This is a genomic window from Mycobacterium barrassiae (genome assembly GCF_025822765.1).
Lineage (GTDB): Bacteria > Actinomycetota > Actinomycetes > Mycobacteriales > Mycobacteriaceae > Mycobacterium > Mycobacterium barrassiae.
Genome location: NZ_JACKUK010000032.1, coordinates 1 through 26606, shown reverse-complemented (window position 1 = coordinate 26606; position 26606 = coordinate 1). Strand labels below are relative to the sequence as shown.

The following is a 26606-nucleotide window of genomic DNA, read 5'->3' as shown; positions in this document are numbered from 1 at the left end:
TGAGTTGAACACCTCCTTCCAGGAGGGAGCGGTAGCTCCGGCGCACCACCGAAGGTAGACCAGATCACCAACAACTCGACCGAATCGATCGACATACTCGAGGCTTGGCGCAGGCGAGCAATCCTGCAGTGTCTCAACCATTTCGACCTCGCAATCAGGTCTCGGAGTGCCCTACTAGTAGTACTAGAGGATACCGTATAGCTGTTGGAATCGGCAGCATTGACGCGCTTCGGTAAATCGAAAGTTAGTGGCGTACAGGCAGAACCGCTAGACAGCCCACTGTTTGGCGCGCCACTCCCGGACTATCGCGGTGGCCTCCGATCGACCGACTTTTCTGTCACGGAAGCGCTCATAGATGGTCGAGAGATGCGGATCGATACGTCCGCCGTGTCCGATGCAGAGGGCCGCCTCGTCCGGACGAATACCACAACCTGCTAGTTCGACAGCAATGTCTGGACGCTGACCATCGCTGAGCCGGATCCATTTGATTACTAAAGCCTCATCGTCCCCAAGACCGTTCAGTTGTGCTTCAGCCCACCGCTTGCTGAGTCGTGCGGCCTTCTTCAGTTCCCACGCGAAGTATCCACTCGTCGGTGCGGCGAAATGTTCTGGCCGCTGGGGAACGACGACGTCGTCGAGTAGCGCCTGCAGGATCGGTGGATGCCATCGTGCAACCTTGTTCTGGCCCTTGGCCTTCGATTGCGTTCGAGCCTTCGCAAGTTCATCACTGGCCGCTGGGGAACGACGACGTCGTCGAGTAGCGCCTGCAGGATCGGTGGATGCCATCGTGCAACCTTGTTCTGGCCCTTGGCCTTCGATTGCGTTCGAGCCTTCGCAAGTTCATCAGCGAATNCTGTGCCNTCTTCGGTAGTCGCGGGCTCCGCCGAGTGNCCATACATCTCNGGNCTGAGCTTCGCGTCNGNGNCTTGNCCNGTGCTGANGGTCCCAAACTCCCGCCGAAGNGNGCGGACGACCGGCGNCTCTAACTGGCTAGCCGCCGANTTCACNAACTCGCCNCGCCGACTCAACTCGGCGAGCANCTGCCGAGACGTCCAGCCNAGTTCGCGGGCNAGTTCGTNCACTCGNAATTTTTGCCGCGGCGGAGGGTTTAGTTTCACNGGCTAACCAACTTGTTAAACAACTANGGGTCGTTTGTTAATTTCCGTTGCATCTCGACAGGTGGGTCACTAGTAGGCCTTGGCCATGTTGGTGAACCGCGACAAATGCAGCTGGTGTGCGACGGTGATCGTCTTCGTCGGGCCATTACGGTGTTTGGCGAGGATGAGGTCCGCTTCGCCGCCGCGGGGGTCGTCACGCTCGAAGGCGTCGGGCCGGTGCAGCAGGATCACCATGTCCGCATCCTGCTCGATAGCGCCCGACTCGCGAAGATCCGACAGCATCGGCTTCTTGTCTGTACGTTGTTCCGGTCCGCGGTTCAGCTGACTCATTGCGACGACGGGAACCTCGAGTTCCTTCGCCAAAAGCTTGAGCTGCCTTGAGAACTCCGAAACTTCCTGCTGCCGGGATTCGACCTTCTTGCCCGACGTCATCAGCTGGAGGTAATCGATGACAACCAGGCTCAGATCATGCTTCTGCTTCAGCCGACGCGCCTTCGCCCGGATCTCCATCATCATCAGATTGGGAGAATCATCGATGAACAAAGGCGCTTCGCTGATCTCACTCATACGTCGAGCGAGCCGCGTCCAGTCATCGTCACTCATCCGGCCCGACCGCATGTCGGCGAGCTTGATCTTCGCCTCCGCCGACAGTAGGCGCATGACGATCTCGGACTTACTCATTTCCAAGCTGAAGATGACGCTCGACATCCGGTGCTTGATCGAACACGACCGCAGGAAGTCCAATCCGAGTGTGGAGTTGTGCGTCGGGATCATGGCGCGTCCCGCGAGGTACATGTGTTCGTCGTTATCGACCTGCACACAACGCACCGGAACATTTTCGATGGGCCGGACGTCAACGATGAACCTAGAACTCGACCGCGCCGTGCCCCGGCCAGCTCTGCGCTCCTTGTGCAGCAGACTCTTCCGGGTGAGGCCGAAGACGTCATCGTCCGTCGAGAAGTTGATGGTGTACGCGATCGATGAGTCGGCCCGCCGGCCCTTCACGGGTTTTAGGGCGGTTTGGCATCGATAACCGAGGCTGACCACCAGTTCCTCGACGTCGGCGGCCAACCGTCGATCAGTGACGGAGAATTGGACGGCGCCGTTTGCGTTGACTGTGCCATCGGTGTCTAACAATCCCGCCAATAGCGCTCGCCGTTGCGACTCGGACGCACGCAGATACTCGGCCGGGATGTGCTTGTTGTTCAACACCCCGATTGTGCGCAGCCGCGCCTGGAGAGTCCCGACTGCGTTGCGGCAACTTTGGCAGAGCAGCAGGCCACACGAGGGCCGACCGCAACGATCACATGTCGGGGCCGGCACTCTCTCAGACACAAAGCGCGCGCGCCCGCCGCACGCACGTCCGCAGGTCCGGACTTGACTGGTGTGCGGGACGAATCGAGCTCCACAGACAACACATTCGCGTTCAGCGCGTGGCGGCGGCTCTGGCAGTCGCAGCTGGTACCGGTACGGCGAACTGCTGGACGGATGCGCGACAAAGCCGTCTGCTTCGATACGCATGATGACTTCAGGATCCGACGTCGTGATCTGGGCAGCGGCGGTTGTGCCGTCACCTAACCATGCACCGAGCGTGTACGGCGGGACCAACAGGTCGCGTTCCGGCGCTTGCAGCGGCGCCGCATTGGCTACGGAATGGTTGAGTCTGCGGTCGGCCGTGGAGCATCGAAGCGTCTCGGCGATCTCGCGGGTGGTGCGGACAGCCGCGAAAGTGCGCTGATTTTTATGTCGGTTGTAACCGGTTGCGGCACCTTGCGCAGACTTCCGCGAAGCGCGCGTATCCGTAAGCCACTGATGTTTGGCATCGGCGACAATGACCGTTCCATCGGAGAACTCGACCTCAAAGCAGGGCCGGTCGATCATGACCTCCGTCGCCGCAACCACCGTCGTCGGCGCGCCGTCGGCACCGATCAGCTGATCGCCGACAGCCACCTCACCCATCGTTGTCCAGCCCGTCGGCGTCGGCAGCGGAGTGTCGAGCGCCAGCGCTTTACCCATACCCGGCCGGGCCGCGATGACGATCATCTGTCCGGGATGCAGGCCATTGGTCACCTCGTCGAGATCGGTGAACCCCGTCGGTACGCCGCGCGCAATTCCGCCCTGCGAGGCGATGGCGTCGATCTCATCCATCGTCGGCTGCAGGAGCTGCTCCAGCGGAACGAAGTCCTCAGACGTCCGGCCCTCGGTGACGTCGTAGATCTCGGCCTGCGCGCGGTCGACGATCTCGGTGACATCCGCACCCTCCGCGCCGGCGTACCCGTACTGCACGACGCGCGTGCCCGCCTCCACCAACCGGCGAAGCAAGGCCTTCTCCGCGACGATGCCCGCGTAGAACCCGGCGTTGGCCGCGGTCGGCACCGTCGAGATCAGCGTGTGCAGATACGGGGCGCCGCCGATACGCCGCAGCAGACCGCGCCGATCCAGTTCGGCCGCCACCGTCACCGCATCCGCGGGCTCGCCGCGGCCGTAGAGGTCCAGGATGGCGTCGTAGACGTTCTGGTGAGCGGGCCGATAGAAGTCGCCCGGGCGCAGCCTCTCGAGCACATCGGCGATCGCGTCCTTGCTCAAAAGCATGCCGCCCAGGACCGCCTGCTCGGCGGCGGCGTCCTGCGGAGGCTGGCGACCGAAGTCTTCACTGGGAGGTGGGACGTCCATGCCTGAATGACCGAGATCATCCACTACAGCCACGGAGCTACACCTCCCAAAATTCAGTTCGAACGTAGGTTCGATACGCGTCTACCGTGACTGTAAGCTCGGCCTCCGACAACCGCTCCCAATCGGTCGCCTATCAGCCTTGCGACGGCCAACGCTAGACGTTGCTGGAAGCGTCGCAAACCCGCCCTGTTTATGGAGCTGTGGATGGCCTGTGGATAGGTCTGGACAGGCATGTTGAGTCGTTGGGGAAAACCTGTGTATGAACCGCTTAATTCCGTGCATCCGCGCAGATAGCCGCACCATAAACCGCCTGGGATTCTGTGGATGGGAATTCCCTCGGCGTGTCGTGGTGGGTAGCCATCTCGGGCGTGTTGTGTTTCCGGATGACACCGCGCAGGTTAACGGATGGTTAGCTTCGCTGTCAGCTAACTATCGGGCCGAGTTCGCCAGCGCACACAGCAACGGCCGGGTGAGGATCGAACCCGTCCTCAACCCGGCCGTATTGACGCTGGTGTTAATTTCCTCCGACGACGCTCAGCGACACCGAAGCGGTCACTTCGGGGTGCAGACGCACCGTGACGGGATGTTTGCCCGTCGACTTGATATGAGCCTTGGGTAGCTGCACCGTGCGCTTGTCGAGATTCGGGCCGCCGGCCTTCTTGATCGCGGCAACCACGTCCGCACCCGTGACCGAGCCGAACAGCTTGCCGGTGTCCGTGGCCGCCTTGACCGTCAGCTCGATGTCGCCGAGTCCCTCGATCGCGGTCTTCAGTTCGCGCGCATGCTCGAGGCCCTGCACGGCCTTGGCCTCGCGGGCCCGACGGATCTCCTCAGCCTGGCGCTCAGCGCCGCGCGATGCCACAACGGCCATGCCGCGGGGCAGCAGGAAGTTCCGTCCGTAGCCGTCCTTGACCTCCACGATGTCACCGGAGATGCCCAGGTGCTCCACCTCGGTGGTGAGAATGAGTTTCATATCTGTGTCTTCCTAGATGTCTCTGGCGGGCCTACCGCGTCGACGAACTGAACGGCAGCAGCGCCACCTCGCGGGCGTTCTTCACCGCGATCGCGATGTCACGCTGGTGCTGCACGCAGTTGCCGGTCACGCGGCGGGCGCGGATCTTGCCGCGCTCGCTGATGTAGGTACGCAGCAGTGCGGTGTCCTTGTAATCGATGACCTGGTTCTTGCCCTTCTTGGAGCAGAACACGCACTTACGGGTCTTGACCGGCTTCTCGGGTGCCGGGCGCCTCTTGGTCGAGGACTTGGCCATGTGTCTATCTCTTTCTGGAATTGCTGATCAGTAGTTAGGTCAGAAGGGTGGCTCGTCGTCGGCGCCGCTGAACGAACCCGACGCGGGAGCGCTGCCCCACGGGTCGTCCTGCTTGCCGTCGGAACCGCCGGCCGCGGCACGGGAACCCCCGCCGCCGCCGAAGCCGCCGCCACCGCCGCCGCTGCGGCTGGCCTTGTTCACCTTGGCTGTCGCATACCGCAGTGACGGGCCGATCTCGTCGACCTCGAGCTCCACCACGGTGCGCTTCTCGCCCTCACGGGTCTCGAAGGAGCGCTGCTTGAGCCGGCCCTGCACGATCACGCGCGACCCGCGGGTCAGGCTCTCGGCCACGTTCTCGGCCGCCTCGCGCCAGATGTTGCAGCGGAGGAACAGCGCTTCGCCGTCCTTCCATTCGTTGGTCTGACGGTCGAAGATGCGCGGGGTCGACGCCACTGTGAAGTTGGCGACGGCCGCACCCGACGGCGTGAACCGAAGCTCGGGGTCGGCGGTCAGGTTTCCGATGACCGTGATGATGGTGTCACCAGCCACGAGTTCCTCCTGGAGTTTGGCGGTGTGCAGTCGCAGGCGAGCCTACGGAGCCGCTCCGACGAACGTCACCCTTTAGTGCTTGTCGGTCCGAATCACCTTGGTCCGCAGCACGGACTCGTTCAGGTTGAGCTGGCGATCCAGCTCGGACACGGTCGCGGGTTCGGCCTTCACATCGACGACGGCGTAGATGCCCTCGGCGTGCTTGGCGATCTCGTATGCCAGCCGGCGACGACCCCAGATGTCGACCTTGTCGACAGTGCCGCCGTCCTTGCGGACCACGTTGAGGAATGTCTCCAGCGACGGAGCGACGGTGCGCTCGTCGAGAGTGGGGTCAAGAATGACCATGATTTCGTATGGACGCATGAGAACCTCACCACCTCCTACGGTCTAGTACGGCCACGGTCGTTCCGTGGCAGGAGGGTTACCTGCGTCGGCAACCGGCCCAGGCTACAGGAATGCCCGCTGATCTGCGAAATCGCGCTGCTCGCCGGGCCGGAGTCGACGGCGGAACATCGACGTCAGCCCGGTGGGCCGATACTGGGACAGGGCCGAACCGTACAACCGAACCTCGGAGGAGACACCTAGTGACCGACCGCGATGACGAGTTGCGGACAAGGCTTGGATGGACCGGCCCCGAGGACACCGACCACGAACCGTCGGCTGAGGATCCGGATCCGACCCCGCCTCCCATGTGGCAGGCGCAGGGCAGTGCACGCGACGACTCGCCCCCCACCGAGACCTGGGACGCGGTCCGCGGCCCGACTCCCGGTGTGCCAACCACGGATTCGGCTCCTCCCCCTCACTTCAGAGCCCCCGAAGTCGGCACCTTTCGTCAACCGCCGTCCCGTTACGGTCCGCCCCCGGGTGTGCCACGCGCTACCGGGCCCCTGCCGCCGTCGGCCCCCGGGCCGTGGGGCCAGCGTCCTCCCCCGCAGCAGCGACCGCCGTTCCCCGGCGGTCCACCGCCGGCCCAACAGTGGGCACCCGGCGGCTACGGCGCCGACAACCGCATGCCGCCCGGCTCCTACGCCGAGCTGATACGGCCTGACGAACTGGTACGGCCCCGCCGCGTCCCGCCGGGCCGCGGGTGGCGTCTGGCGCTGTACAAGGCCACCTTCGGGGTGGTCAACCTGGGCCCGGGTCCTGACGAGATCAGCGAGGCCGAGCTTGTGGCGAAGATCCGCACACCGATGCGCGGGCATTTCAAGGTCGGCGTGATGGGCAAGGGCGGGGTCGGCAAGACCACGGTGTCGGCGAGTATCGGTTCGGTCTTCGCCGAACTCCGCCAGGACGACCGCGTGGTGGCCATCGATGCCGACACCGCGTTCGGGAAGCTCGGCAGTCGCGTCGACCCGCGGGCACAGGGCTCCTACTGGGAGCTGGCCGCCGACCAGAACATCGAGACGTTCGCCGACATCCGAAATCGGGTGGGCAACAACGCCGCCGGCTTGTTCGTTCTGGCCGGCGAGGGAACACCGGCGCGCCGGCGGGTGCTGGACCCGGCGATCTACCGGGAAGCGACGTCGAGACTGGACCGGTATTTCACGATCTCGATCATCGACTGCAGCTCCACCATGGACAGTCCGGTCACCCAGGAGGTACTGCGCGATCTCGACGCGTTGGTCGTGGTCTCGTCGCCGTGGGTCGACGGCGCAGCCGTGGCCGGCCAGACGCTGGACTGGCTGGCCGCTCGGGGGCTCACCGGGCTCTTACATCGCACGGTCGTGGTACTCAACGACTCCGACGGTCACGCCGACAAGCGGACTCGTTCGATTCTGGCACAACAGTTTTCGGGTCAGGGCCAGGCGGTCATCGAGGTGCCGTTCGACGGACATCTCCGCCCGGGTGGAGTCATCGACCGCACCGCGGAGATGTCGGCGGCGACGAGGCGTCGCTTCATCGAGGTCGCCGCGGCGCTCGCAGAGCACTACCCGACCCACGATGACCGCAGTCGGGAACGGCGCTGATCACTGCAGCTGGTCGATCAGTGCTTCGATGTCGCGGACCGCGGTGGCGGACACCGGCTCCTCTGCCTCGGCGCTGATGATGTCCTGCTCGGAAACGCCTGCCGCTTGGGCGGTTTCGAGGATGGTGAGATTAGCGCCCCGACGAGCCGCATACAGCCGCTGCCCGACGGTGGCGTGCGGCGCACGGGCGGCGCGCAGCATCAGTTGGTCGTAGCGCGTGCGCACCGCACTCAGCGCTTTGATCAACGCCGGTGACACCTTGCTGATACGGGCGGCCCTCGCCGCCACCGCCTCGAGCTGACGCAGATCCGCCAGGATCTTGGTGGCGCGCGGGGTGAAGTCGGGATCTTCGACGGGCGGCAGCGCGTCGACCGCCGTACCGAAGGTGTTCACCGCGGTGACCACTGCCTGTGCGATCAGCGGAATGTCGTCGCCGGTCTGTCCGGGTGATTCACCTGGATGCTCGGCGTTGACCGACTCGCCCCGACGAAGCCGTGCGATGGTTCCCGGCGGCCACTGCAGCACTTCTTCGAGCTTTGCTCGGGTGCGCTCGCGCGGCCAGCTGCGCCCTTTCTCGAATGCGATGAGCGCCCCGGCGTTGATGATGCCGTCCGCCGCCAGGCTGCGCTGACTGATGTCGAGCTCACGCCGGCGAGCCGCGGCGGCCGCGCCCGCCCGCAGCATCCCCGGATCCAGCACGTCGGTCGACTCGGGGTCGGTCATCAACGGGCGTTCCTCGGGATTTCACAGGGCGGATCGGCACGGTAATCGTAACTGCCGTTATGGCCACCGCTACGACTTTGTTCGGCGTGGCTGCGATCAATCCGTGGCGAAGCTATGTCTTCATGTCCGCACACCAGGTGACGCAACGGTTCGTCGGGCATCGCGTCCTGCCATCGGGGATGGAGCTATCACCGCAGTTCTGGCGGAAAAATTGCTGCGGTTGGCAGACCCCATTGTCCAGTGTACGAAGTCGGCCGCCGATTTCCGTAGCGATAACTGTTGCATCGCTACGGTTTGTCCGCTAGCTTGGGCGTCGTCGCGCGGCACACCGGCCGCACGGCGCATGGGGGGACAACGGCATGAACACAACACACTGGGACGAGACGCCGGTGGGTGCCTGCACGCAGGATCCCGAGCGGTGGACGACGTCGGCGGACGAAGCCGCCAAGGCGATCTGCCGGGCCTGCCCGCGCCGCTGGCTGTGCGCTCGCGACGCGTGCGAGTTACCTCGCGCCGAAGGCCTCTGGGCCGGCATCGTGATCCCCGAAGGGGGCCGGGGCCGAACGTTTGCCCTGCGCCAGCTGCGATCGCTCGCCGAGCGCAACGGTCAGCAGGTGCGGGCCCGTCGTTACTACTACGCGGAATCCGCCTGACTTGTCGCCCGCCGCCGCCGTGGGGGGTCGGCGGCGGGCGGCTACCAGGTGTCGACGAAACGTCGATCCGGGCGGCGCGGTTCGTGCAGGGTGGCCGCCGCCAAGGTGTCGATGATGAGCCTGCGGGTGTCGGCCGGGTCGATCACGTCGTCGATCTCGAAAAGCTGAGCGGCGTTGAGCGCCTTGGCATTCTCCTGGGCCGACGCGGTCGCCTGACGCACCCGCTCCTCACGTTCCTCATCGTCGGCGATGGCCTCGAGTTCCTTGCGCAGACCGAGTCGGACCGCACCTTCGAGTCCCATCGGACCCAGATGCGCGCCCGCCCACGCGACGGTGAGGACGGGTTCGTGCAGGCTGCCGCCCGTCATCGCCTGCGCGCCAAGGCCATAACCACGGCGCATCACCACCGCCACGACCGGCACACTCATGGCGGCGCCGGCCACCAGCATCCGCGACGCGCGGCGCACGAGCGCCTCGGCCTCGGCCGCGGGTCCCACCATGTAGCCGGGGCAGTCGATCAGCGACACCACCGGCAACCCGAACGCGTCGCACAGTTGCAGGAAGCGCGCCGCCTTGTCGGAGGCGGCCGCGGTGATGGCGCCGGCCATCACCATGGAGTTGTTCGCGATGATGCCGACGGCGCGGCCGTCGATGCGGGCCAGCGCGGTCACCATCTCGGCGGCGAACCGCGGCCGCAGGAACGTCACCGACCCGTCGTCAGCCAGCGTCTCGATGATCGGGTTCACCGGATAGGCACGCCGGGCACGCTCGGGAACCATTGTGCGCAAAGGTGTTTGATCGCCTGCATGGCCCGGTGCGGTGGTGCCCTGGAAGTAGCCGAGCAGGCGTTTGGTGACGGCGACCGCCTCGGCCTCGTCGGCGACGACGACGTCGACCACGCCGTTGGGCTCCTGCATGCTGATGGGGCCGACCTCGTCGGGGTGGACGTCGCCGAGCCCGCCGCCGGCGATCATCGCCGGTCCGCCCATGCCGATGGACGTGTCCTCCGTCGCGACGATCAGATCCGAGCAACCGGCGATCACCGCGTTGCCCGCGAAGCAGCGGCCCTTGACGATCGCGATGCGCGGCACCAGACCCGACAGCGCAGCCCAGAGTTTGAACGCGCGCGTATCGAGCGCCGAAACCGTCGGGTAGTCGGTGTCGCCGGGCCGTCCACCGCCCCCCTCGGCGAAGAACACCGTCGGCAGGCGCATGCGCTCGATCAGTTCGAAGAGGCGGTCCTTCTTGCGGTGGCCCAGCGAGCCCTGCGTACCGGCGAGCACCGTGTAGTCGTAGGACAGCACTGCGCAGGCTGCGCGTTCCTCGCCGAAGAGCTCGCCGTTGATGCGCGCGGTCCCTGCCACCAACCCGTCGGCCGGTGTCCGCGCGATCAGGTCGGCGAGGTCGCGGCGGTGGCGCTGGGCGGCGATCGCGAAGCGGCCGTATTCGACGAACGAGTCGGGGTCGACGAGGTCGGCGATGTTCTCCCTGGCGGTGCGGCCATTGCGCGCGTGCCTGCGTTCGACGGCGTCGGGCCTGGCGGCGTCCTCGGTCAGCGCACGGCGCTGCAACAACTCGACATAGTCGGCGCGGATCGGGTCATCGGGCATGGCTGGTGATGCTAACAACCTGTGATACTTAGCACGCGATTAGTTAGGGCGCTATCTATTGGGCTACCGTGGGTGTTATGACTGTCGTGGACGCAGACGTCGATCCCCTGGCCCTCGAACGGCAGGTGTGTTTCGCCCTGGCGGTCACCAACCGCGCGGTGTTGGCGGTGTACCGTCCGCTGCTCGAACCGCTCGGCCTCACCCACCCGCAATACCTCGTGATGCTCGCGCTGTGGGATCACCACAAGTCGAATGCGGACCGGCCGCTGTCGGTCAAGGAGATCGCCTCGACGTTGCAACTGGATTCGGCCACGTTGTCGCCGATGCTCAAGCGGCTGGAGGCACTCGGGTTCATCACCCGCACGCGCAGCGCAACCGATGAACGTGCCACCGACGTCCGCCTGACAAAAGCGGGCGTGCAGCTGCGTCGCCGCGCGCTGAAGATTCCGCCCGCCGTGGTGGAACGCCTCGGTGTCGGCCTCGACGAACTCGAGCAGTTGCACGACGTACTCACCCGTGTCAATGCTGCGGCGCTGGCGGCGGGGACGCTCGACGAAGGGAAGGATCCGCGATGACCCCCACTTTGAAGAAACCCGCCATGAAGAAGCCGGGTCCGTTGCAGTACATCGCCTACATCTACGGCAAGAAGCTGCCCGATTCGATGCGCGAGTGGGTGGCTCATGACCTCGCCGACCATGGCGCGGTCCGGCGCCACATGATCCGCATGGCGATACCGCCGTTCTTGGTGCTCGCACCGTTCTGGCTGCTGCCGGCGTCGCTCTACGTGCACATGGAGATGACGGTGCCGATCTACATCTGGGCGCTGCTGATGGCGCTCGCGCTGAACAAGGTGTGGCGCCGCTACCGGCTCGCGCAGCACGGCTGGGATCCCAACCTGGTCGACGAGATCAACCGCAAGAAGAACGCCGCCATGCACGAGGCCTACGCCCGGAAGTACGGGCCGCGCCCGCAAGAAGCGCGCTGGCAGGCCAACAGCAGCCCCTTCTAGGCGTAGAGCGAATCGACGACCCGCGTCGCGGTGGCGAGGTCGACACCCGTCTCGTCGCGGTAGGCCTTGATCGCGCCCAGCTTGTTGCCGGCGGCGACCAGTTCGCGCACCCGCGGCGACACTTCGGTGCGGGAGAGCGCCGTCAGATCGGGCATCGGCACCCCGGTCTGCTCATAGAGGTGCTTCACGAGTTGCTCGAGTGCGCCGAGGCGCGCATAGATGTCGTTGGTGGTCGTCACCGGCACAGTCTGACACCCCAGTTATCCACAGGCAGCGCGAAACCGCGCCGAATCTGTCGGCGCCCGCGCCTAGCGTGCAAGGCATGACGAACTGGATAAACACGGTCAGCCGTGGCCACGTCGAGCGTGCGGTGCGCGGACGCTTCACACAGGCCAATCACGGCAAGCCGCACATGTTGCGCAAGATGGCACGGGGCGACTGGATCATCTTCTATTCGCCGAAAACGGATTACCCCGAAGGTGATCCGCTGCAGGCCTTCACCGCTATCGGGCAAGTCGCCGACGACGGGCCCTACCAGACCGACGTGACGCCCGACTCCCAGCCGTGGCGGCGCAATGTCGACTTCCTCGATTGCACCGAAACGCCGATCCGGCCGCTGCTGGAGAAGCTGAACTTCATCGAGGACAAGTCGCGGTGGGGGTACAAGTTCCGTTTCGGAGTGTTCACTATCGACGACCACGATTTCGAAGTGCTCCGTTCGGCGATGACCGAGCCGGGGTGAGGCCTACTGTGGGTGAGTGAGCAACACCGACGCGGCGCCTGCCGAAGTTGCCTGTGCGCCATCGGCATTCACGGGTGTGCTGCATCCTCGTGAAGTGCCGCTGGGCGGCCCTCGGGCGATCCGGGTCCGACGGACACTTCCTCAGCGGGAGCGGTCGCTCATCGGGGCGTGGTGTTTCGCCGACCACTACGGTCCGCATGACGTCCGCAGTGGTCCCGGTATGGATGTGCCGCCGCATCCGCACACCGGGCTGCAGACCGTCAGCTGGCTGTTCAGCGGGGAGGTGGAGCACCGCGACAGTGCGGGCGTGCACGCGATGGTGCGGCCGGGTGAGCTGAACCTGATGACGGCGGGCTCCGGCATCTGTCACTCGGAGGTGTCGGTGATTTCGGGGCCGGCGACCACCGTCCTGCACGGCGCGCAGCTGTGGGTGGCGTTGCCCGAGGCTGACCGCGACACCGGCCGCGACTTCGCGCACTTTGCCCCGGAGCCGCTGTCGCTGGGTGCCGCCACGCTGCGGGTGTTCCTCGGTGAGCTCGCCGACGCGCGCTCGCCGGTGCACACGTTCACGCCGCTGCTCGGTGCGCAGCTCGACCTCGCGCCGGGCGCCGACGTGACGTTGGACGTCGACCACGACTTCGAGCACGGCGTGCTGCTCGATCAGGGCAGCGTCGAGGTCGCGGGCACAGCGCTCGATGTCGCGGATCTCGCGTTCCAGCCCACGGGCTGCGACCAGCTCAGCATCGCCAACCGGGGCGACGGCGCGGCGCGCGTCCTGCTGCTCGGCGGCGCACCGTTTCCCGAGCAGCTCGTCATGTGGTGGAACTTCGTCGGCCGCAGCCACGACGACATTGCGACGTATCGCCAGCAGTGGCAGGAACACGATGACCGCTTCGGTTCGGTCGAGGGGTACCTCGGGACGACGACGCGGCTACCCGCGCCTCCCCTACCGAACGCGACGCTGCGACCGCGTCCGAACCCCGCGCCCTAGGCCGCCTCGGCGAACGTGAACGACGTCCCCACCGCGTTGGGCACGAACGCGTCGGGCAGGGCCGCCGCCAACCGATGCTGCGCCTTCCAGCCCGTGCAATGCGCGGGCACCAGAACGTCGGGCCGCAATTCGCGGAACGCCTCAACAGTCGGTTCGATGATGGGCTCGAAGGCCTTTCCGCCAAGATGGAAACCGCCGAGCAGCGCGTGCAGGCGGTCCAGTCCGGTCAGCCGCAGGGCGTGCCGTGCGATGTTCACCGCGCCGGCGTGGCCGCAGCCGGTCAGCACCACCAGCCCCTTACCCCGGACATGCACCACCAGCGCCTGCTCGTCGAGCACCAGCGGGTCGGGCTCCCAGCGACCGTCGCGCAACGCCTGGTGGCCGGGCAGTCCGCGCTCGAACTCCGTGGTGCGGTCCACCTCTCCGGTGATCAGTACCGACCCGTCGAGCAGCAGCGACGGCTGCCGCCGCTCGATCACCTCGAACCCCTCGGCCTCCAGTGCCGAGCGGCTGAGCGTGGGCAGTTCCAGCGCCGGCGCGTTCGGCAGCGCAAAGCGACGCCGGCTGAACACGAGCGGGTGCACGGCGATCGGCAGTCCGCTCCGGCCGCGGAGGCGGGCCAACCCGGGGAAGCCGCCGTCATGGTCGGGGTGCCCGTGGCTGAGCACAACGGCCTCGATCGCCGACGCGTCCAGATCCATGCGCGCGAAGTTGGTCGCCATCCCGTCCGGTGAGATGCCGGTGTCGAAAAGCACTGTGTGCGTTCGATTCTCGCGACGCGTCGTCACCAGCGCGGAGAAACCGTGCTCGGCGATCAGCCCCGGCGTCGAGCGACCCTCCTCGAATTGCGGCGCCGCCACCGGCGCCACCTTGCCCATCCCGGTGCGGCGGGCGGGACCGACGTCGGTCATCAGCATGTCGTAGCTGTTGTCCACCAAGGTCGTGATGACGAGTTCGTCGACCGGCGCGAGTGCGATCGGATCGACCGCGGTGCCCTCCGCGCGACGTGGTGCGGAGGCCAGGGCTTCTGCGGCGGTGCCGCCGTCGTCACACATGACTCCTATCTTGCGCTGCCGGGGTATAGAGGAGGAATGGCAACCGACAAGACCGGCGCGACGACCACCGTCAACCAAGAGGCCGACCGCTTCACCATCTCGGTGGACGGCACCGTCGCCGGCTTCACCGAGATCATCGACCGTGACGGCAGGCGCACCTTCCCCCACACCGAGGTCGACGACGCGTTCCAGGGCCGCGGCTTGGCGTCCATCCTGATCGGCGAGGCGTTGGAGCAGACGCGCGCAGCCGGCCTGCGGATCGTGCCGGTGTGTTCGATGGTCGCGTCCTACGTGGAGAAGCACCCCGAGTTCGCCGACGTGGTCGACGCCGCCGAGGGATAACAAGCCCAGGGCCGATATCGTCGTCGCCCATGACGACTCGGGACAGTGCTGTCGACACAGCACAGCGCGGCGGCACGCCAACGGCCTTCTTCACGCCGGACGGCGACCTGTTCGTGCCCGCGCCGTTCGCGCGCGGACCCTGGGGCCAGACGATCAGCGGCAACTACCTCGGCGGGCTGATCGGCCACGTCGTCGAACGCGACGCCGGCGACCCCGACCTCCAGCCGGCTCGACTGACCGTCGACCTGTTTCGTCCGGCCGCCCTCGCACCGCTGCGCGTCGACACCACGGTCGTCCGGCAGGGCCGTCGCCTGAAACTGGTCGACGCCTTCGCCATTCAAGGGGACACCGTCGTCGCGCGGGCCAGCGGACTGTTTCTGCGCCGCGGGGAACAACCTGCCGACGAGATCTGGACGTCACCGATCAACATGCCGCCACCGCCGCCGACACCGGATCCGATCCCCCGCGGGCTCAGTTCCCTGGTGTGGACCTATGGCAGGGAGGACCACACGCCCGGACCCGGCTTCGGTCTCGTCGCCTGGGAGCGCACCGGCCCGAAACACATCTGGGTGCGCGACATCCGCCCGCTCGTCGACGGCGAAGAGCTGACCCCGTTCACCCGCGCGGCGATGGCCGGCGACATGGCCAGTTCGCTAACCCATTACGGCCCAAGCGGTTTGCAGTTCATCAACGCCGACTACACGCTGACACTCAGCCGGCTACCGGAGGGGCCGTACCTCGGCCTGACCGCGCTGACGCACTCCAGTCACGCTGGGGTCGCGACCGGAGTGGCCACCGTCGTCGACGAGTTCGGCCCGATCGGCAGCGCGACCGCCACCGCGCTGTCGAACCCCGGCTTCAATCCGCCGCACCCGTAGACGCGAACACCCCGCGACGTGGTGTGGCGAGGTGTCCGGTGCCAAGTCGCCGAAACTACGGTTTATGACGAGATTCCGGCTGAACTCCGTCAGAAACCGTAGTCTCGAGCGCTCGAAACTTCGCGTCTAGCTGATGCCGACGACCTCTTGCGCGATCTCGGCGACGCGGGTCTGCGCGGCGGAGACCAGGCGTGCCCGATTCTTGTTCGCCTCCTCATACGCGATGATCGCCCGGATGTCGGCCGGCAACTCCAGCTCCTTCACCGCGGCGACGGCGTCGTTGAGGTTCAGCTCGTCGTAGTCGGGGATCGGCAGCTCCTCGACGTCGAGGACACCGGTTGCGGCGCGCGCGTTGTGCAGCGCGTCCGCGGCCTGGTCGGCGCCCTCATCACGGACGACGCCTTCAGCGCTCTGCAGCGCCGCGTCACGCGACGCGCCGATCGCCTTCAGCGCCACCTCGCTGGCGTGCTGGGCGCGACGGACCAGATCGTCAACGGCCGGGCCCGCCGAGCGCACGAGCTCCGCGACTCGCTCGGCCGACTGCACCGACCACTGGCCGGGCAGGCCGACGATCTTGACGGCCGTACCGGCTGCGGCCTGCAACGGCGTGCGGCGCAGCGCCGCGGGTCCGCCGAGAGCATCCTCGGCCAACACGGTGGTCAGCCAGGTGACCGTGGCCGAGTGCGCGGTGATCAGGCGGTCAGCCAGCTCCTGCACGTCGGTGTTCTTGGCCGCGACCGCGAGGGCCTTGATGTAGCGCGAGCGGTCGAGCAGCTGGTCCTCGAGCGCGAGGTCGCCGAGCAGCGCCTCGTCGAACGGCTGCGCCTGCTCGGTCAGCGCCTTCACCGCGGCGGCGGCGCGGCCGAGGAACGGCCCAATGGTGTCCGGGAAACCGCCGAGGTCACGGATCGCCTTCTCGATCGCCTCGGCACGGATGCGACCGTTGTTCGCATTCTGGCTCAGTTCCTTGCGCACAGCCTCGGTACGTGCCTGCGTAACGCGGGTCTCGGCGACCTGAATCTCGGTGTGCGTCAAGTCGAGAACGGTACGCAACTGGTTGATCAGAGTGGTCTGGGTAGTGCTGGTCATCGTTGAATCGCCCCTAAAGCGTTGATCGGAAATTCGGTCGGCGCTGGGGTGCACCTGTCCGTTGGCTACCCGACACACGGGGGCAGCCCAACATTCAGGTCTGTGAGATAAGTCGCACCGCGCTCAGCGGGGCTTGAGCACAAACACGGGGATTTCGCGGTCCGCCCAGCTCTGATAGGTGTCGAAGTCGGCGTAAGCCTCCACGAGCTTGGGCCACAACCGAGCCCGCTCCTCCGGACTAGCCACCTCGGCACGCACCGCCCGCCGATCCGTGCCGATCTCGATGTAGACGTCGGGGTTGGCGAGCAGGTTGTGGTACCACTGCGGATGCGTGTCGCGACCGCCCTGCGACGCCACGATGACGACGTCGTCGCCGTCGGTGATGTACACCAGCGGCGAGACGAACGTCTTACCGGACTTGCGGCCGGTGTGCTCGCGAGAAGCAATGTCGGCACCGGCTTCTTGAACCCCGCGCCGACCCGCCAGTTGGCGCCGATCTTGCCGCCCGAACGCCGGTACACCCACACGTGAGCCTTGCCCGCGTACTTCATCACCTTTGTCACCAACGGCGAATTCAGTTGCTTGGGTTTGTTTTTCGGATCCATGCGCGTTCCCTACAGATATTGGGCGGTGCTGCCGCCGACGGGCATCTCGGGCATGCCGAGCTTGCGATGATCCCAGCTGCGCATCCGGCTCGGCACCACACGCACGCAGATCCGGTTGTGCATCATCTGGTCGACGAACGGCCGCATCTCGTCGGTGTAGGGGCCGGTGTAGCGCTCCCACACGCTGATGCCAACGCGCAGAATGGTTTCCGGATCTTCGACGATCTCGGCAGTGCCGTCTATCGAGACCCCGCGCAAGGTGTCGTACGTTTTGCCGTCCTCGATCATCACGGTGATCGTCGGGTCGCGGCGCAGGTTCACCGCCTTCTGCGACTTGGCCTTGGTCTCGAACCAGATCTCGCCGTCGACGACGGCGTACCACATCGCGACCAGGTGCGGTCGCCCGTTCGGCAGCACGGTGGCCATGGTGGCGGTACGGCTGCGCTCGATGAACTCCGCGATTTCGTCATCGCTCATCACGATTTTTGAACGTTCGTTCTTGCCCACGCGCCGATCTTGTCAGGTCGTCGTTGCGCTGACTGTCACCGGGATGCCGTTGAGTGCCCCATTGCCCGACGGCTCGTCGATGAACGTCGGCGGGGACAGCACGTTGGTGTTGACCCCGGGCGACTCGTTGGCGACCGACATGCGGGTGCCGGGCTTGCCGTGGCCCCAGCCGTGCGGCATCGACACCACGCCCGGCATGATCGCGTCGGTCACCTCGGCGGCTACGTCGATGCTCCCGCCCGCCGAGGTCACCGTGACGACGTCGCCGGTCGACACTCCCCGTTTGGCCGCGTCGTCGGTGTGAATCAGAAGGGTGCACCGGTCTCGGCCCTTCATCAGCGGTGCGACGTTGTGCAGCCACGAGTTGTTCGACCGCAGATGACGTCGGCTGACCAGCACCAACTCCTCCGGCGCCCGGTCGAGACGCTGCGCCAGCCGCGGCAGATCGTCGAGCAGATACTGCGGAGCGAGCCGGATCTTCTTGTCCGAGGTGCCCAACACCTCGGGGACGCGGGGCACCATCGGGCCGAAGTTGATGCCGTTGGGTTGCGCCTTCAGCTTCTCCAGCGTCAGACCGTCCGGGTTCTCGCCGTACCGGTCACCGAAGGGGCCGGTGCGCAGCGTGAGGTCGAGAATGCGTTCGGGGCCGCCGTGGTCGTAGTGCTTGCGGATCTCGGCGCCGTCGAGACCCTGGGTGAACGCCATGTAGTCGAAGAATCCGTCGTCGATCGCGGGGACGTCGACGTCCTCGGCCGGGATGCCGGTGCACAACCCGGTCAGTCGGATGAGGATCTCCCACTCCTCGGGGGCGTCGGGGTCGGGCCGTTTGAACACCGGCGCGGAGTAGTTGGCGATGGAGTTGAGCGCGAAGTTGAGGATGAGGTCGTCGTGGTGCGGCTGCTCCAGCGGCGACGGCGCAGGCAGGATGACGTCGGCGTGCCGGGTGGTTTCGTTGAGCCACAGGTCGACGGAGATCATGGCGTCCAGGGTCGGCAGCACCTCGTCCAGCTTGTGACCGGCCGGGGTCGACAGCACCGGATTCCCCGCGACGGAGATGAGAGCCTTGATCTGGCCCTCCCCCGGCGTCGCGATCTCCTCGGCCAGACAGGACACCGGTACCTGTCCCAGCACCTCCTTGGCGCCGCGCACGCGGGTGCGGAACCGACCGAACTCCGCCGCGCCGTCCTCCAGGCCGGGGATCGGCTGCACGGTCACCGACCATGCGGCGGGCCGCGGGAACATCGACCCGCCGGGCTTGTCGAAGTGGCCGGTGAGGATGTTGACGACGTCGACCAGCCAACTGGCGAGGCTGCCGAATTCCTGATTGCACAACCCGATTCGGCCGTAGACCACCGCGCGTTCAGTGCCGGCGAGCTCGCGGGCCAACCCACGGATGCGTTCGGCGCTGATACCCGTCACGCCGGCGACGCGCTCCGGGGACCAGTGGGCAGCCACCTCGCGCATGCGGTCGAGCCCGTCGAGGTACGGAGCCATCTCACCGAGGGCGACCAGATCCTCCTCGAACAAAGTGTGCGCGACGGCGAGCAGCAGCGCGGCGTCGGTGCCCGGCGTGATCGGCAACCATTCGTCGGCGCGCGCCGCGGTGGCGGTGCGGACGGGATCGATCACAACGACCTTGCCGCGCTTACGAATTGCGCCGATGATGCCCATCACGTCGGGAGCCGCCAGCAGCGATCCCTGCGATGCGGCGGGGTTGGCGCCCATCACCACCAGCAGATCGGTTCGCTCGATGTCGGGTACCGGGAACGACCACCAGCCGCCATACATCAGATGCGACGACAGGTTTTTCGGCCACTGGTCCACCGTTCCTGGCGAATAGGACAGCGGGATTCCCGACATCCCCAGCAGGACGCCCGTGTAGCGGCCGAGTGAGAACGAGTGCGCCAATGGGTTTCCGGTGTAGCAGGTGACCGCGCCGATGCCGTACTTCTCGATCACCGGTGCCAGTAGTTCGGTGCAGCGCCGGAACGCCGCCTCCCAACTGACCTCCTGCCACTCCCCGTCGACCTTGATCATCGGGTGGCGGATCCGGTCCGGGTCCTCGTGCACCCCGCCCAGGCTCGCGCCCTTGGGGCAGATGTGGCCGCGGCTCCAGGTGTCGTCTGGGTTGCCGCGGATCCCGGCCACCCGTCCGTCGGCGACCTGAATCTCCAGACCGCACATGGCTTCACAGAGCGGGCACGTGTACAGGTGGCGGCCGTCCTCGCCGACGCCGGCCAACAGGTTTGTCTGTCCGGTGGTCATTGTGGTCATCGCCGCCTCCTCGATGCTGCCGCGAAATAGCGTTCCGGGTCGTGATCCGGGCTGAATTGCAGCCCGGAACGCTATTTCGCGGCGAAACCAGCTTGTTGTGACACACTGTAACGACAAACGGCGAAGGGGAGGGCGCGAATGGTGCACACGGCCGAGCGCCGTCACCGGCGCCAAGGGTCGCGCCGAGATCCGTCCATCGACGCCGCGGTGCTCGCCGCGACGCGACGCCTGTTGGTCGACCGTGGTTACGCGGCCACCACCATCGATCTGATCGCCACCACGGCGCAGGTGAGCCGTCCCGCCGTGTATCGCCGATGGAGTTCCAAGTCACAGCTGGTGCACGAGGCGCTCTTCCCCGACCTCGGCCCCGAACCTCCCGCAGACGACTTCGTCGCCGAGATCACCCGGCTGTGCCGCGGCGCCATGGCGATGTACGGAGACCCGGCCGTCCGCGAGGCAATTCCCGGGCTTCTCAACGACTTACGGGCTGACCGCCGGATGCGCCGTCTGCTCAGTGACCGTCTGGAGGCCGCCGCGCGCAGTCAGCTCGCCGAACGGATCGACTCGGCTGTCACCGACGGCACCGCGCGATACGGGGTCGACGCCGACACCGTGATGGACGTGATCGCGGGCGGCGCCTGGTACGCGGTGTGCGTGCGGCGCGTCAAGGACATCGACGCCGCCGCCGAACGGCTCAGTGATCTGGTGTTGCGAGGGGTGCTGGCCGACGAGCGACCGTGACGGGCGGCCTCAGGGCCACGGGTTGTAGCCGCCGGGCATGTTCTGCAGCATGCCCATGCACGTGCCGAGATGCCGGCCCGGAATGCACGGAATCCCGTTGACCGTCGGGATGCCGGTGCCCGGGGCAGCGCACTGCCCGGTGAAGGGATCGGTATAGAAACTCGGCGGGCACGCGCCGGCAGGCGCCGCGGTGACGACGGGCGCGATCGCGAAGGCGCAGGCGCAGCCGACAGCGACGAACAACCTGGCGATTGGATTCGTGAGTGCCATCGTCACGCCTTCTTCCGGGGTAGAGATTCATCGTAAACACAAAAGCCACGACCCGTTCGGTCGTGGCTTTTCGCGCGGCAGCTTCGGTATTCGCTAACCGAGATTGTGGGCAGTTCAGTTGTGCTGGTCAGCATGGGTTTCTGCGGCCGCTTCCACTAACTTTTTCGGGTTTGTCCACAGGCTTTCCGATGCGCAGCGGCCGTTCTGCCTATGGCGTCGTTATGGCTGGTGAGCCCCTCGGGGCCCGGCCCAATCGGCTGCTTGTCGGATGCTGAAGAACGCGGGCCGATATCGCGTTGCCGGTCCTGCCCGAAGTTGCCTCATCGCGGCCGAAATTTCCACAAGCTTTTCGCGCCAAACACAGCAATAGGCGGACTGACCGAAGGAGCCAGCCCGCCTAACTGCGAGAAGGGTTTGTCAGCTGCGTCGGGGCATCGGTGTGGGTTGATGTCCGAGGTCGGCGGCAAGTTGGCGCAGCCGGATATCTATGGCTTCGGTGCGCCGCATCTTGGGGTCGTGGTTCTGTTGGGCGCGGATGTTGACGGTTGCGGCGGCCAACGCGATGGCGATCTTGATCATCGGCGTCCTGCGCGGCCCGGTGGTCAGTGAGTCCAGGCCGGCGACGTGGCGAGACTTGAGCTGGCTGAATCGTTGTTCGGTGAGTGCTCGGGCGGCTTCGAAGTAGAGGGTGTGCTCCCAGGAACCGGGGACAAGGTCCCACTGGGCCATCTTGAGCTGGCCGTCGGTGAGGTAGACGGTAATGCTGGAGTTGCTGCAGCACGCCATGGCGTCAGCCGGCCAATCTGGTTCGGCCATCGGCAGCCCGGTGACCTCGGTGTGCATCGATTCGGGTTTGTGCGGGCACATGACTGTCCCCAGAGCTGCCGGGCAGACTTGCCGGATCTTGACCCGCTTCGGTGGTGTGGCGGCAAGTGCTGGCCGACCGAATCGGCAAACAGCCATTACAGCCCGTGAATGCAGCCCCATCAGGAAGGGATAGATGGCTTGCAAGCGGCGATCGTGGGCTCCGAAATTGTCCTCTGCAAGGAGTTCTTCGGTGCTGGGAGTGCGGTGGCCGGTGATCCGCTTGATCACCGCGGGACAGTAGAACGCGCCTGCGTACTGCAGGGGTCCGGGTTCGGGTCCGTCGGGAGCGCCCGGCGGTGAGGCGCTCGGGTATTCGACGGTCCAGTGCTTCGGGTAGCGCACCACCGGTGAGAAGCCGTGTTCGAGCATGAGCTCGGCGAACCCGTTCTTGGGGTTGTAACCCATGTCGGCTGTGAGAAGCGGTCGCCGAGATCGGCCGCTCCTACCTCCGCGGCGGCCATCGACACCGTTGCGGCGAGCGTGGGTCAACGCGGTCGCCAGGCCCTCGACGCTGCCGCTGGTCGGGGCGTGGACGTCCATGCCGACGAACAGGGCAGGTTGGGCGTGCAAGGCGTCGCGGCGCGCGACCCTGGACACGAAGGTGGCTCCGATGCCGAATCCGCTGGATTTGATCTCGCCCGGGGTGCCGGGCTGTTTGACTTGGCCGCGCTTGTCGCGGGCCCAGTACCGCGCTATCGAGGATGCCCCCCGGTAGCGCTCTGGACGAGTGCCCAGCATGCCGTCGGGGGTTGCGGTGTTGATGATTGTTTCGTCGACGACGACGTCGCCCTGGCAGTCGGTCGGGGCAGCGGCCCCGATCGATCCGCAGAGCAGATCGTTGATCACTGCCGTCAGTCGTTGATCGGCCAGTGCGCTGCGGACGTGGTCCTCGGGGCTGCGGGCGTGGAGGCGGGCGGCGTATTCGGCGTTGGTCATCCGCCGGGCGGGCAGATCTGCGTCAGGGTCCAGGGGTTGCATGCGCAAGCTCCAGAACCGGTGGAAGCGTTTGTACTCGGTGTCTGCCACGGTGCTGATGGCGGTGCAGTCTTGCCCCGCCATGCCGACCGCGGCGAGCTGATCGGCGCTGAATTCGCCGAGGGTGTCCATCGTGCCCCGCAGACTGTACGGACGCCCGATGATGAACCGCACCAGCAGCGCGACGAGCACCCCGGTCACGGTGTACGGAATCCCTACGGGCTTGCGGCCGCCCGGCTGCGCGGTGTCGCGCCAGCAGTCTTCGATGCTATGCGCTGCACCGGATTTCACGATCACCTCCAGCGCAGTGGCGAACACATCGTCGGCGATCGTGCACAGCTGCTGTCGGTTCCGGATCATCGCCGCGCCTCGTCGAGGATGGTGATGGCGTGGCGCAGCTTGTACTGGGTCACCAGGCTCCGTTCATCGACGAGGATCCGCAGTTCGCACAGGTCGGCGAGTTGTTGCAGCAGCACCGCCGGTATGCGTTCAGCCAGATCAAGCACCCACCGATTGCGCAACGCAACCGGATCGATGCTGGGGTGGCCGTGGCTGCGCAATTGCTCACCGACCCGGTTGACGATGTTGCGCTCAGCGGCCACGGCGTGCGGGGCCAACACGAGGCGGTCGCCGAGGCCTGCCGCAAGACCCACGAGCCGCGCACCGATTTCGCGGTCCCAGACCGGCACCTGCCGCACACCTCCGCCCAGGTTGGGTAGCGCCACGACCGCGACCGCGCGACCGTCGACGGTGGTGGTCGTGATCGCGGTGCCGCGCAGGGTTCGGAAGTCCGCCGGCCGAGCGCCTGCACCGTAGCTGAGGTCTAGCAGTGCTTGTGTCCGTTGCGATAGGCGTGCCGGCAGCCGAGGGATCAGCGTCCGCAAGCGTGCGATCTCGGCGTGGCTGGCCACCGGGTGACGCGGCCGCGCCGGCACCTGTATGCCGGTCTTGGCTGGGAACTGTTGTGGATGTAAACGACGGCCCGTCCGGTAGAGGATGTAGCGGCGCTGGTCAGACGATCTCTTGCTGGCGGTGGCAGTGGCGGCCAGGTGTTCATCGACGTTGGCCCTGGTAAACGCCCGTACCGGGTCGACCACATCGCCGAACGCCGCCCACACCAAGAACCGTGCGACGTGGCCCACGTCTTTGCGGTCCTGTTCGGCACTGGTGAACGGCACCTGGCACCGCAGGGTTGCGGCCGCCGTGATCGCTGCGCGCGCCACCTCCGGATCATCGGCACCGACGGTCTGGCGCAGCAGTGCGGCCAGCCGGTCATGCTCGGACGGTGGCAGCGAGGGAAGCGCCCGCACTGCGGATCGAGCGACGAGCATCGTTGTTTTCGCCGCTGACTCCGCGGCGGGACCGTGAGCAGCCACCTGAGGGCTGACCGGTTGGCTAGCAGCGATGGTCATCTTCTTGAACCGCGCCATCAGCGGGCCGTCCTTAGCCCGAATGACGCACAGTCCCACACTGGGGTGCTGGTACGGCCTCGGTAGGGCGTCTTCGCGCCCAGCCAGCTCGCCCTCAGGATTCGGTCGAGGCAATCCGGCGTGGACAGTTGACAGGTTTGTTCGTGCACGGTGGAATACACCTATCCCTCCTTGAGGGGTCTAGAGCCGTCAGACTCTTGATGAACGCCGAAGCTGGGTTGCCCCCCAGCTTTTGGCATTTCTGGGCTCGGCACAGCCGAGCAAGGTGAAAGTTCGCATTTCGGCGCGAGAACCGTTCTAAGAGCTGCCTATTCGGGCGTCCCTCCCTTGATCGCGGTCATCGTGAAGCGGCCCCGCCTACGTCCTGTCTGCCGATGCCGGCGAGTCCGCGGCAGAGCACTGCGCGAAACTGGTACTTGGTTGGTCAGGCAATGCCCCGGCAAGAAGACGCTCCCCCGTCTGGGATAACGTCAGACTTTGGGCATCGGCATAGTCATAGATTCGGGCTGCCAGCTCCGGGGTTAAGCTGAACTCCACGCGCACACGCTCGCGGCGTTTCATCACCGGTCGAGCCATCGCAAACCACCTCTGTCGTGGGGTCCGGATCACTCCGGAGAAGGCCGGAAGATCTCGTGGCGCGAATATAGCCGAACATTGGCTACACCCGTTTCCGGCAGTATCGATCTGCACTGTAATCCGTTGCTTCTCAAGAGCTTTGGGTTCTATATCGGCATCCGTATTTCGAGTGCCGATATAGGTAAAAGTGTTGTGCGCAAACCTTTTTCATGCCGAATTCTGTGGATTGACTGCTTGTGTGCGCTGCACGGCATCCGTGCCTTCGACAGAAAGATTTTTTCTCGGCGTGTCGCCTACGCGTGGGCTGTGGTGGCGGCAATTCAAGACGCACTCGGATGCCTACGCCATGAAAAACAAGCCTGCCGTCGGCTCACCCATTTGCAGGACGAAGCACTTTGGCGAGCATCACGTCACACCGTGCTACCGCCACGCGCCGTCCATGATCGCCGGATCATCGACATCGGCCGCAGCCGTCGCCGCCCTATCGAGATCCTCGACAGTCAGCCCATGAGATCGGCTACTCGTTCCGGAACGGATCGCAGGTCCGCAGCGAATCAGGCGCACCGCCGCTGGCATTGATGCCGCTCGAGTACCTGACCCCAGCCGCCGAGGACCGCGCCGTGGGCGTGCAGCTCCAGCTGGCCGACCGTGGGCTGCACCGCGCCCCGGCGATCCCGGATCTGCTTGTGGCCGCGGTCGCCGAGATGGCCGGCCTAACCGTGCTTGCCCTCGACACGGACTTCGACCTGATCGCGCAAGTCACCGGACAAGCCGTCGAACGGCTCCGCCTATGAGCACACACGTGCGCAGCCGTCACCGTTCGGCAGGGAAGGCGTCGCCATGACCGCACCAGAGGGCCAGCCCACACCGCCCACCAACATCGCCGGATACCGCGTCGAGCGGGTCCTGGCCGTCACGGCGATGGCGACGGTCTACCTGGTGCACAGTCCCACCCTGCCGCGCCGGGAAGTGCTCAAAGTGCTTCAACCCGAGCACGCCAACGGCGACCACGTTCGCGCCCAGTTCCTCCACGAAGCCGACATCACCGCCGGGCTCGAACATCCCAACATCGTGCGCGTGTTCAGCCGCGGCGAGACGGACACCGGCCAACTGTGGATCGCCATGGAGTACGTCGAGGGAACCGACGCCGAGACTGCGCTGCACGACGGACAGATGACACCCGAGCGGGCAGTCCACATCATTACCGAGGTCGCCAGAGCCCTGGCCTACAGCGCGCCCGAAGTCATCGCCGGGACAGCAGCTTTGGACGGACGCGCCGACGTCTACGCCCTCGCATGCACGCTCTTTCGGCTGCTGACTGGAGAACACCCCTACCCGACAGACGCCGGGGTCGGCGCCACAGTGAAAGCTCATCTGGACACCACCCCGCCCCGATTGTCCGACAGGCTCAGCTGGGCCTCACCACAACTAGACAGCGTGATCGCCAAGGCGCTGGCCAAGAATCCCGCTGACCGCTACCCCACCGCCGGTGACTTCGCGGCCGCGGCCAGCGCGGCATTCACCCTCCCCCCGCCCTCGGCGCCAGGAGCGCTGCCCGCCGATCGCGACGGAGCAATGATCAGAACCTGTGGATGAGCCTCGGTGTGGGGGCGTGAAAGTGGGCGCACCTTCCCGAGGATGATCTGAATATCCGAAGGTCCGATCATGAGCCGGCGTTGGCGCGCTGGTTCGGG

Annotated in this window: 27 protein-coding genes and 2 pseudogenes; 12 read left to right on the top strand and 17 right to left on the bottom strand. The window is 66.1% G+C overall.

What is annotated here, in order from left to right:
- Positions 1-267: 267 nt before the first annotated feature.
- From H7J93_RS21975 to rpsF, 6 genes are all read right to left on the bottom strand, one after another.
- A complete protein-coding gene (locus H7J93_RS21975; protein WP_267308417.1) occupies positions 268-786 on the bottom strand; it encodes a hypothetical protein in 519 nt (172 codons plus the stop codon).
- A 401-nt stretch (positions 787-1187) separates the two neighbouring features.
- Positions 1188-3824, bottom strand: coding sequence for a replicative DNA helicase (dnaB, locus tag H7J93_RS21970; RefSeq protein WP_267308416.1), 2637 nt, complete (start codon positions 3822-3824; stop codon positions 1188-1190).
- 481 nt (positions 3825-4305) lie between these two features.
- Positions 4306-4764, bottom strand: a complete 459-nt coding sequence (rplI, locus tag H7J93_RS21965) for a 50S ribosomal protein L9 (RefSeq protein WP_083157491.1) — start codon at positions 4762-4764, stop codon at positions 4306-4308.
- Between the two features lie 31 nt (positions 4765-4795).
- Positions 4796-5059 carry a 30S ribosomal protein S18 gene (gene rpsR, locus H7J93_RS21960; RefSeq protein ID WP_083157490.1) on the bottom strand — a complete coding sequence of 88 codons (264 nt, stop codon included), beginning with the start codon at positions 5057-5059 and terminating at the stop codon, positions 4796-4798.
- 39 nt (positions 5060-5098) lie between these two features.
- Positions 5099-5608 (bottom strand): single-stranded DNA-binding protein, encoded by a 510-nt coding sequence (locus H7J93_RS21955; RefSeq protein ID WP_267308415.1) that lies wholly within the window; start codon positions 5606-5608, stop codon positions 5099-5101.
- Between the two features lie 72 nt (positions 5609-5680).
- Positions 5681-5971 (bottom strand): 30S ribosomal protein S6, encoded by a 291-nt coding sequence (rpsF, locus tag H7J93_RS21950; RefSeq protein WP_267308414.1) that lies wholly within the window; start codon positions 5969-5971, stop codon positions 5681-5683.
- Between the two features lie 221 nt (positions 5972-6192).
- On the opposite strand from rpsF, the gene H7J93_RS21945 reads away from it, so the two are divergent.
- Positions 6193-7575: a nucleotide-binding protein gene (locus tag H7J93_RS21945; RefSeq protein WP_267308413.1), complete on the top strand. Its 1383-nt coding sequence runs from the start codon at positions 6193-6195 to the stop codon at positions 7573-7575.
- On the opposite strand, the gene H7J93_RS21940 is transcribed toward H7J93_RS21945, so the two are convergent.
- Positions 7576-8298, bottom strand: coding sequence for a transcriptional regulator (locus H7J93_RS21940; RefSeq protein WP_267308412.1), 723 nt, complete (start codon positions 8296-8298; stop codon positions 7576-7578).
- A 359-nt stretch (positions 8299-8657) separates the two neighbouring features.
- Between H7J93_RS21940 and H7J93_RS21935 the strand changes: the two genes are divergently transcribed.
- Positions 8658-8951: a WhiB family transcriptional regulator gene (locus H7J93_RS21935; RefSeq protein WP_267308411.1), complete on the top strand. Its 294-nt coding sequence runs from the start codon at positions 8658-8660 to the stop codon at positions 8949-8951.
- Between the two features lie 41 nt (positions 8952-8992).
- On the opposite strand, the gene H7J93_RS21930 is transcribed toward H7J93_RS21935, so the two are convergent.
- Positions 8993-10561 (bottom strand): acyl-CoA carboxylase subunit beta, encoded by a 1569-nt coding sequence (locus tag H7J93_RS21930; protein WP_267308410.1) that lies wholly within the window; start codon positions 10559-10561, stop codon positions 8993-8995.
- A gap of 77 nt (positions 10562-10638) precedes the next feature.
- Between H7J93_RS21930 and H7J93_RS21925 the strand changes: the two genes are divergently transcribed.
- Positions 10639-11136: a MarR family winged helix-turn-helix transcriptional regulator gene (locus H7J93_RS21925; RefSeq protein WP_267308409.1), complete on the top strand. Its 498-nt coding sequence runs from the start codon at positions 10639-10641 to the stop codon at positions 11134-11136.
- Between the two features lie 23 nt (positions 11137-11159).
- The gene (locus H7J93_RS21920; protein WP_267308419.1) at positions 11160-11570 is read left to right on the top strand and encodes a DUF5313 domain-containing protein; all 411 of its coding nucleotides are present in this window, start codon (positions 11160-11162) and stop codon (positions 11568-11570) included.
- On the opposite strand, the gene H7J93_RS21915 is transcribed toward H7J93_RS21920, so the two are convergent.
- Positions 11567-11809, bottom strand: a complete 243-nt coding sequence (locus H7J93_RS21915; RefSeq protein WP_264073142.1) for a hypothetical protein — start codon at positions 11807-11809, stop codon at positions 11567-11569. The two genes, H7J93_RS21920 and H7J93_RS21915, sit on opposite strands and share 4 nt — an antisense overlap.
- 83 nt (positions 11810-11892) lie before the next feature.
- Between H7J93_RS21915 and H7J93_RS21910 the strand changes: the two genes are divergently transcribed.
- Both H7J93_RS21910 and H7J93_RS21905 read left to right on the top strand, forming a co-directional pair.
- Positions 11893-12312 carry an EVE domain-containing protein gene (locus tag H7J93_RS21910; RefSeq protein ID WP_267308408.1) on the top strand — a complete coding sequence of 140 codons (420 nt, stop codon included), beginning with the start codon at positions 11893-11895 and terminating at the stop codon, positions 12310-12312.
- A gap of 16 nt (positions 12313-12328) precedes the next feature.
- Positions 12329-13303 carry a pirin family protein gene (locus H7J93_RS21905; RefSeq protein WP_267308407.1) on the top strand — a complete coding sequence of 325 codons (975 nt, stop codon included), beginning with the start codon at positions 12329-12331 and terminating at the stop codon, positions 13301-13303.
- Here H7J93_RS21905 and H7J93_RS21900 read toward each other — a convergent pair.
- Positions 13300-14358, bottom strand: coding sequence for an MBL fold metallo-hydrolase (locus H7J93_RS21900; RefSeq protein WP_267308406.1), 1059 nt, complete (start codon positions 14356-14358; stop codon positions 13300-13302). The two genes, H7J93_RS21905 and H7J93_RS21900, sit on opposite strands and share 4 nt — an antisense overlap.
- Before the next feature lie 36 nt (positions 14359-14394).
- Here H7J93_RS21900 and H7J93_RS21895 point away from each other — a divergent pair, with 36 nt between their 5' ends.
- Positions 14395-14700, top strand: coding sequence for a GNAT family N-acetyltransferase (locus tag H7J93_RS21895; RefSeq protein WP_267308405.1), 306 nt, complete (start codon positions 14395-14397; stop codon positions 14698-14700).
- Between the two features lie 29 nt (positions 14701-14729).
- Entirely contained in the window at positions 14730-15578 is an 849-nt protein-coding gene (locus H7J93_RS21890) for an acyl-CoA thioesterase domain-containing protein (protein ID WP_267308404.1), read from the top strand.
- 126 nt (positions 15579-15704) lie between these two features.
- Here H7J93_RS21890 and H7J93_RS21885 read toward each other — a convergent pair whose 3' ends face one another.
- The 4 genes and pseudogenes from H7J93_RS21885 to H7J93_RS21870 all read right to left on the bottom strand — a co-directional run bounded on the left by H7J93_RS21885 (position 15705) and on the right by H7J93_RS21870 (position 20044).
- Positions 15705-16667 (bottom strand): coiled-coil domain-containing protein, encoded by a 963-nt coding sequence (locus H7J93_RS21885; RefSeq protein WP_267308403.1) that lies wholly within the window; start codon positions 16665-16667, stop codon positions 15705-15707.
- Positions 16668-16790: 123 nt separating this feature from the next.
- Positions 16791-17272 (bottom strand): annotated as a pseudogene (locus H7J93_RS21880) (nitroreductase family deazaflavin-dependent oxidoreductase).
- A 9-nt stretch (positions 17273-17281) separates the two neighbouring features.
- Positions 17282-17779, bottom strand: coding sequence for a pyridoxamine 5'-phosphate oxidase family protein (locus H7J93_RS21875; RefSeq protein ID WP_267308402.1), 498 nt, complete (start codon positions 17777-17779; stop codon positions 17282-17284).
- Positions 17780-17791: 12 nt separating this feature from the next.
- Positions 17792-20044 carry a molybdopterin-dependent oxidoreductase gene (locus H7J93_RS21870; protein WP_267308418.1) on the bottom strand — a complete coding sequence of 751 codons (2253 nt, stop codon included), beginning with the start codon at positions 20042-20044 and terminating at the stop codon, positions 17792-17794.
- A gap of 147 nt (positions 20045-20191) precedes the next feature.
- Between H7J93_RS21870 and H7J93_RS21865 the strand changes: the two genes are divergently transcribed.
- Positions 20192-20794, top strand: coding sequence for a TetR/AcrR family transcriptional regulator (locus H7J93_RS21865; protein WP_267308401.1), 603 nt, complete (start codon positions 20192-20194; stop codon positions 20792-20794).
- A gap of 9 nt (positions 20795-20803) precedes the next feature.
- Here the strand turns inward: H7J93_RS21865 and H7J93_RS21860 are convergent, their stop codons facing one another.
- The 3 genes from H7J93_RS21860 to H7J93_RS21850 all read right to left on the bottom strand — a co-directional run bounded on the left by H7J93_RS21860 (position 20804) and on the right by H7J93_RS21850 (position 24336).
- Entirely contained in the window at positions 20804-21064 is a 261-nt protein-coding gene (locus tag H7J93_RS21860) for a hypothetical protein (RefSeq protein WP_267308400.1), read from the bottom strand.
- 417 nt (positions 21065-21481) lie between these two features.
- Entirely contained in the window at positions 21482-23266 is a 1785-nt protein-coding gene (locus H7J93_RS21855; protein ID WP_267308399.1) for a hypothetical protein, read from the bottom strand.
- Positions 23263-24336, bottom strand: a complete 1074-nt coding sequence (locus H7J93_RS21850; RefSeq protein ID WP_267308398.1) for a hypothetical protein — start codon at positions 24334-24336, stop codon at positions 23263-23265. The genes H7J93_RS21855 and H7J93_RS21850 overlap by 4 nt, the downstream gene beginning before the upstream one ends.
- 654 nt (positions 24337-24990) lie before the next feature.
- Here H7J93_RS21850 and H7J93_RS21845 point away from each other — a divergent pair.
- The 3 genes and pseudogenes from H7J93_RS21845 to H7J93_RS21835 all read left to right on the top strand — a co-directional run bounded on the left by H7J93_RS21845 (position 24991) and on the right by H7J93_RS21835 (position 26508).
- Positions 24991-25491 (top strand): hypothetical protein, encoded by a 501-nt coding sequence (locus tag H7J93_RS21845; protein ID WP_267308397.1) that lies wholly within the window; start codon positions 24991-24993, stop codon positions 25489-25491.
- Positions 25464-25706: pseudogene (locus H7J93_RS21840) on the top strand (PIN domain-containing protein); the annotation flags it as partial. The gene H7J93_RS21845 and the pseudogene H7J93_RS21840, both read left to right, overlap by 28 nt.
- A gap of 46 nt (positions 25707-25752) precedes the next feature.
- Positions 25753-26508: a serine/threonine-protein kinase gene (locus H7J93_RS21835; RefSeq protein ID WP_267308396.1), complete on the top strand. Its 756-nt coding sequence runs from the start codon at positions 25753-25755 to the stop codon at positions 26506-26508.
- The last annotated feature ends 98 nt before the right edge of the window (positions 26509-26606 follow it).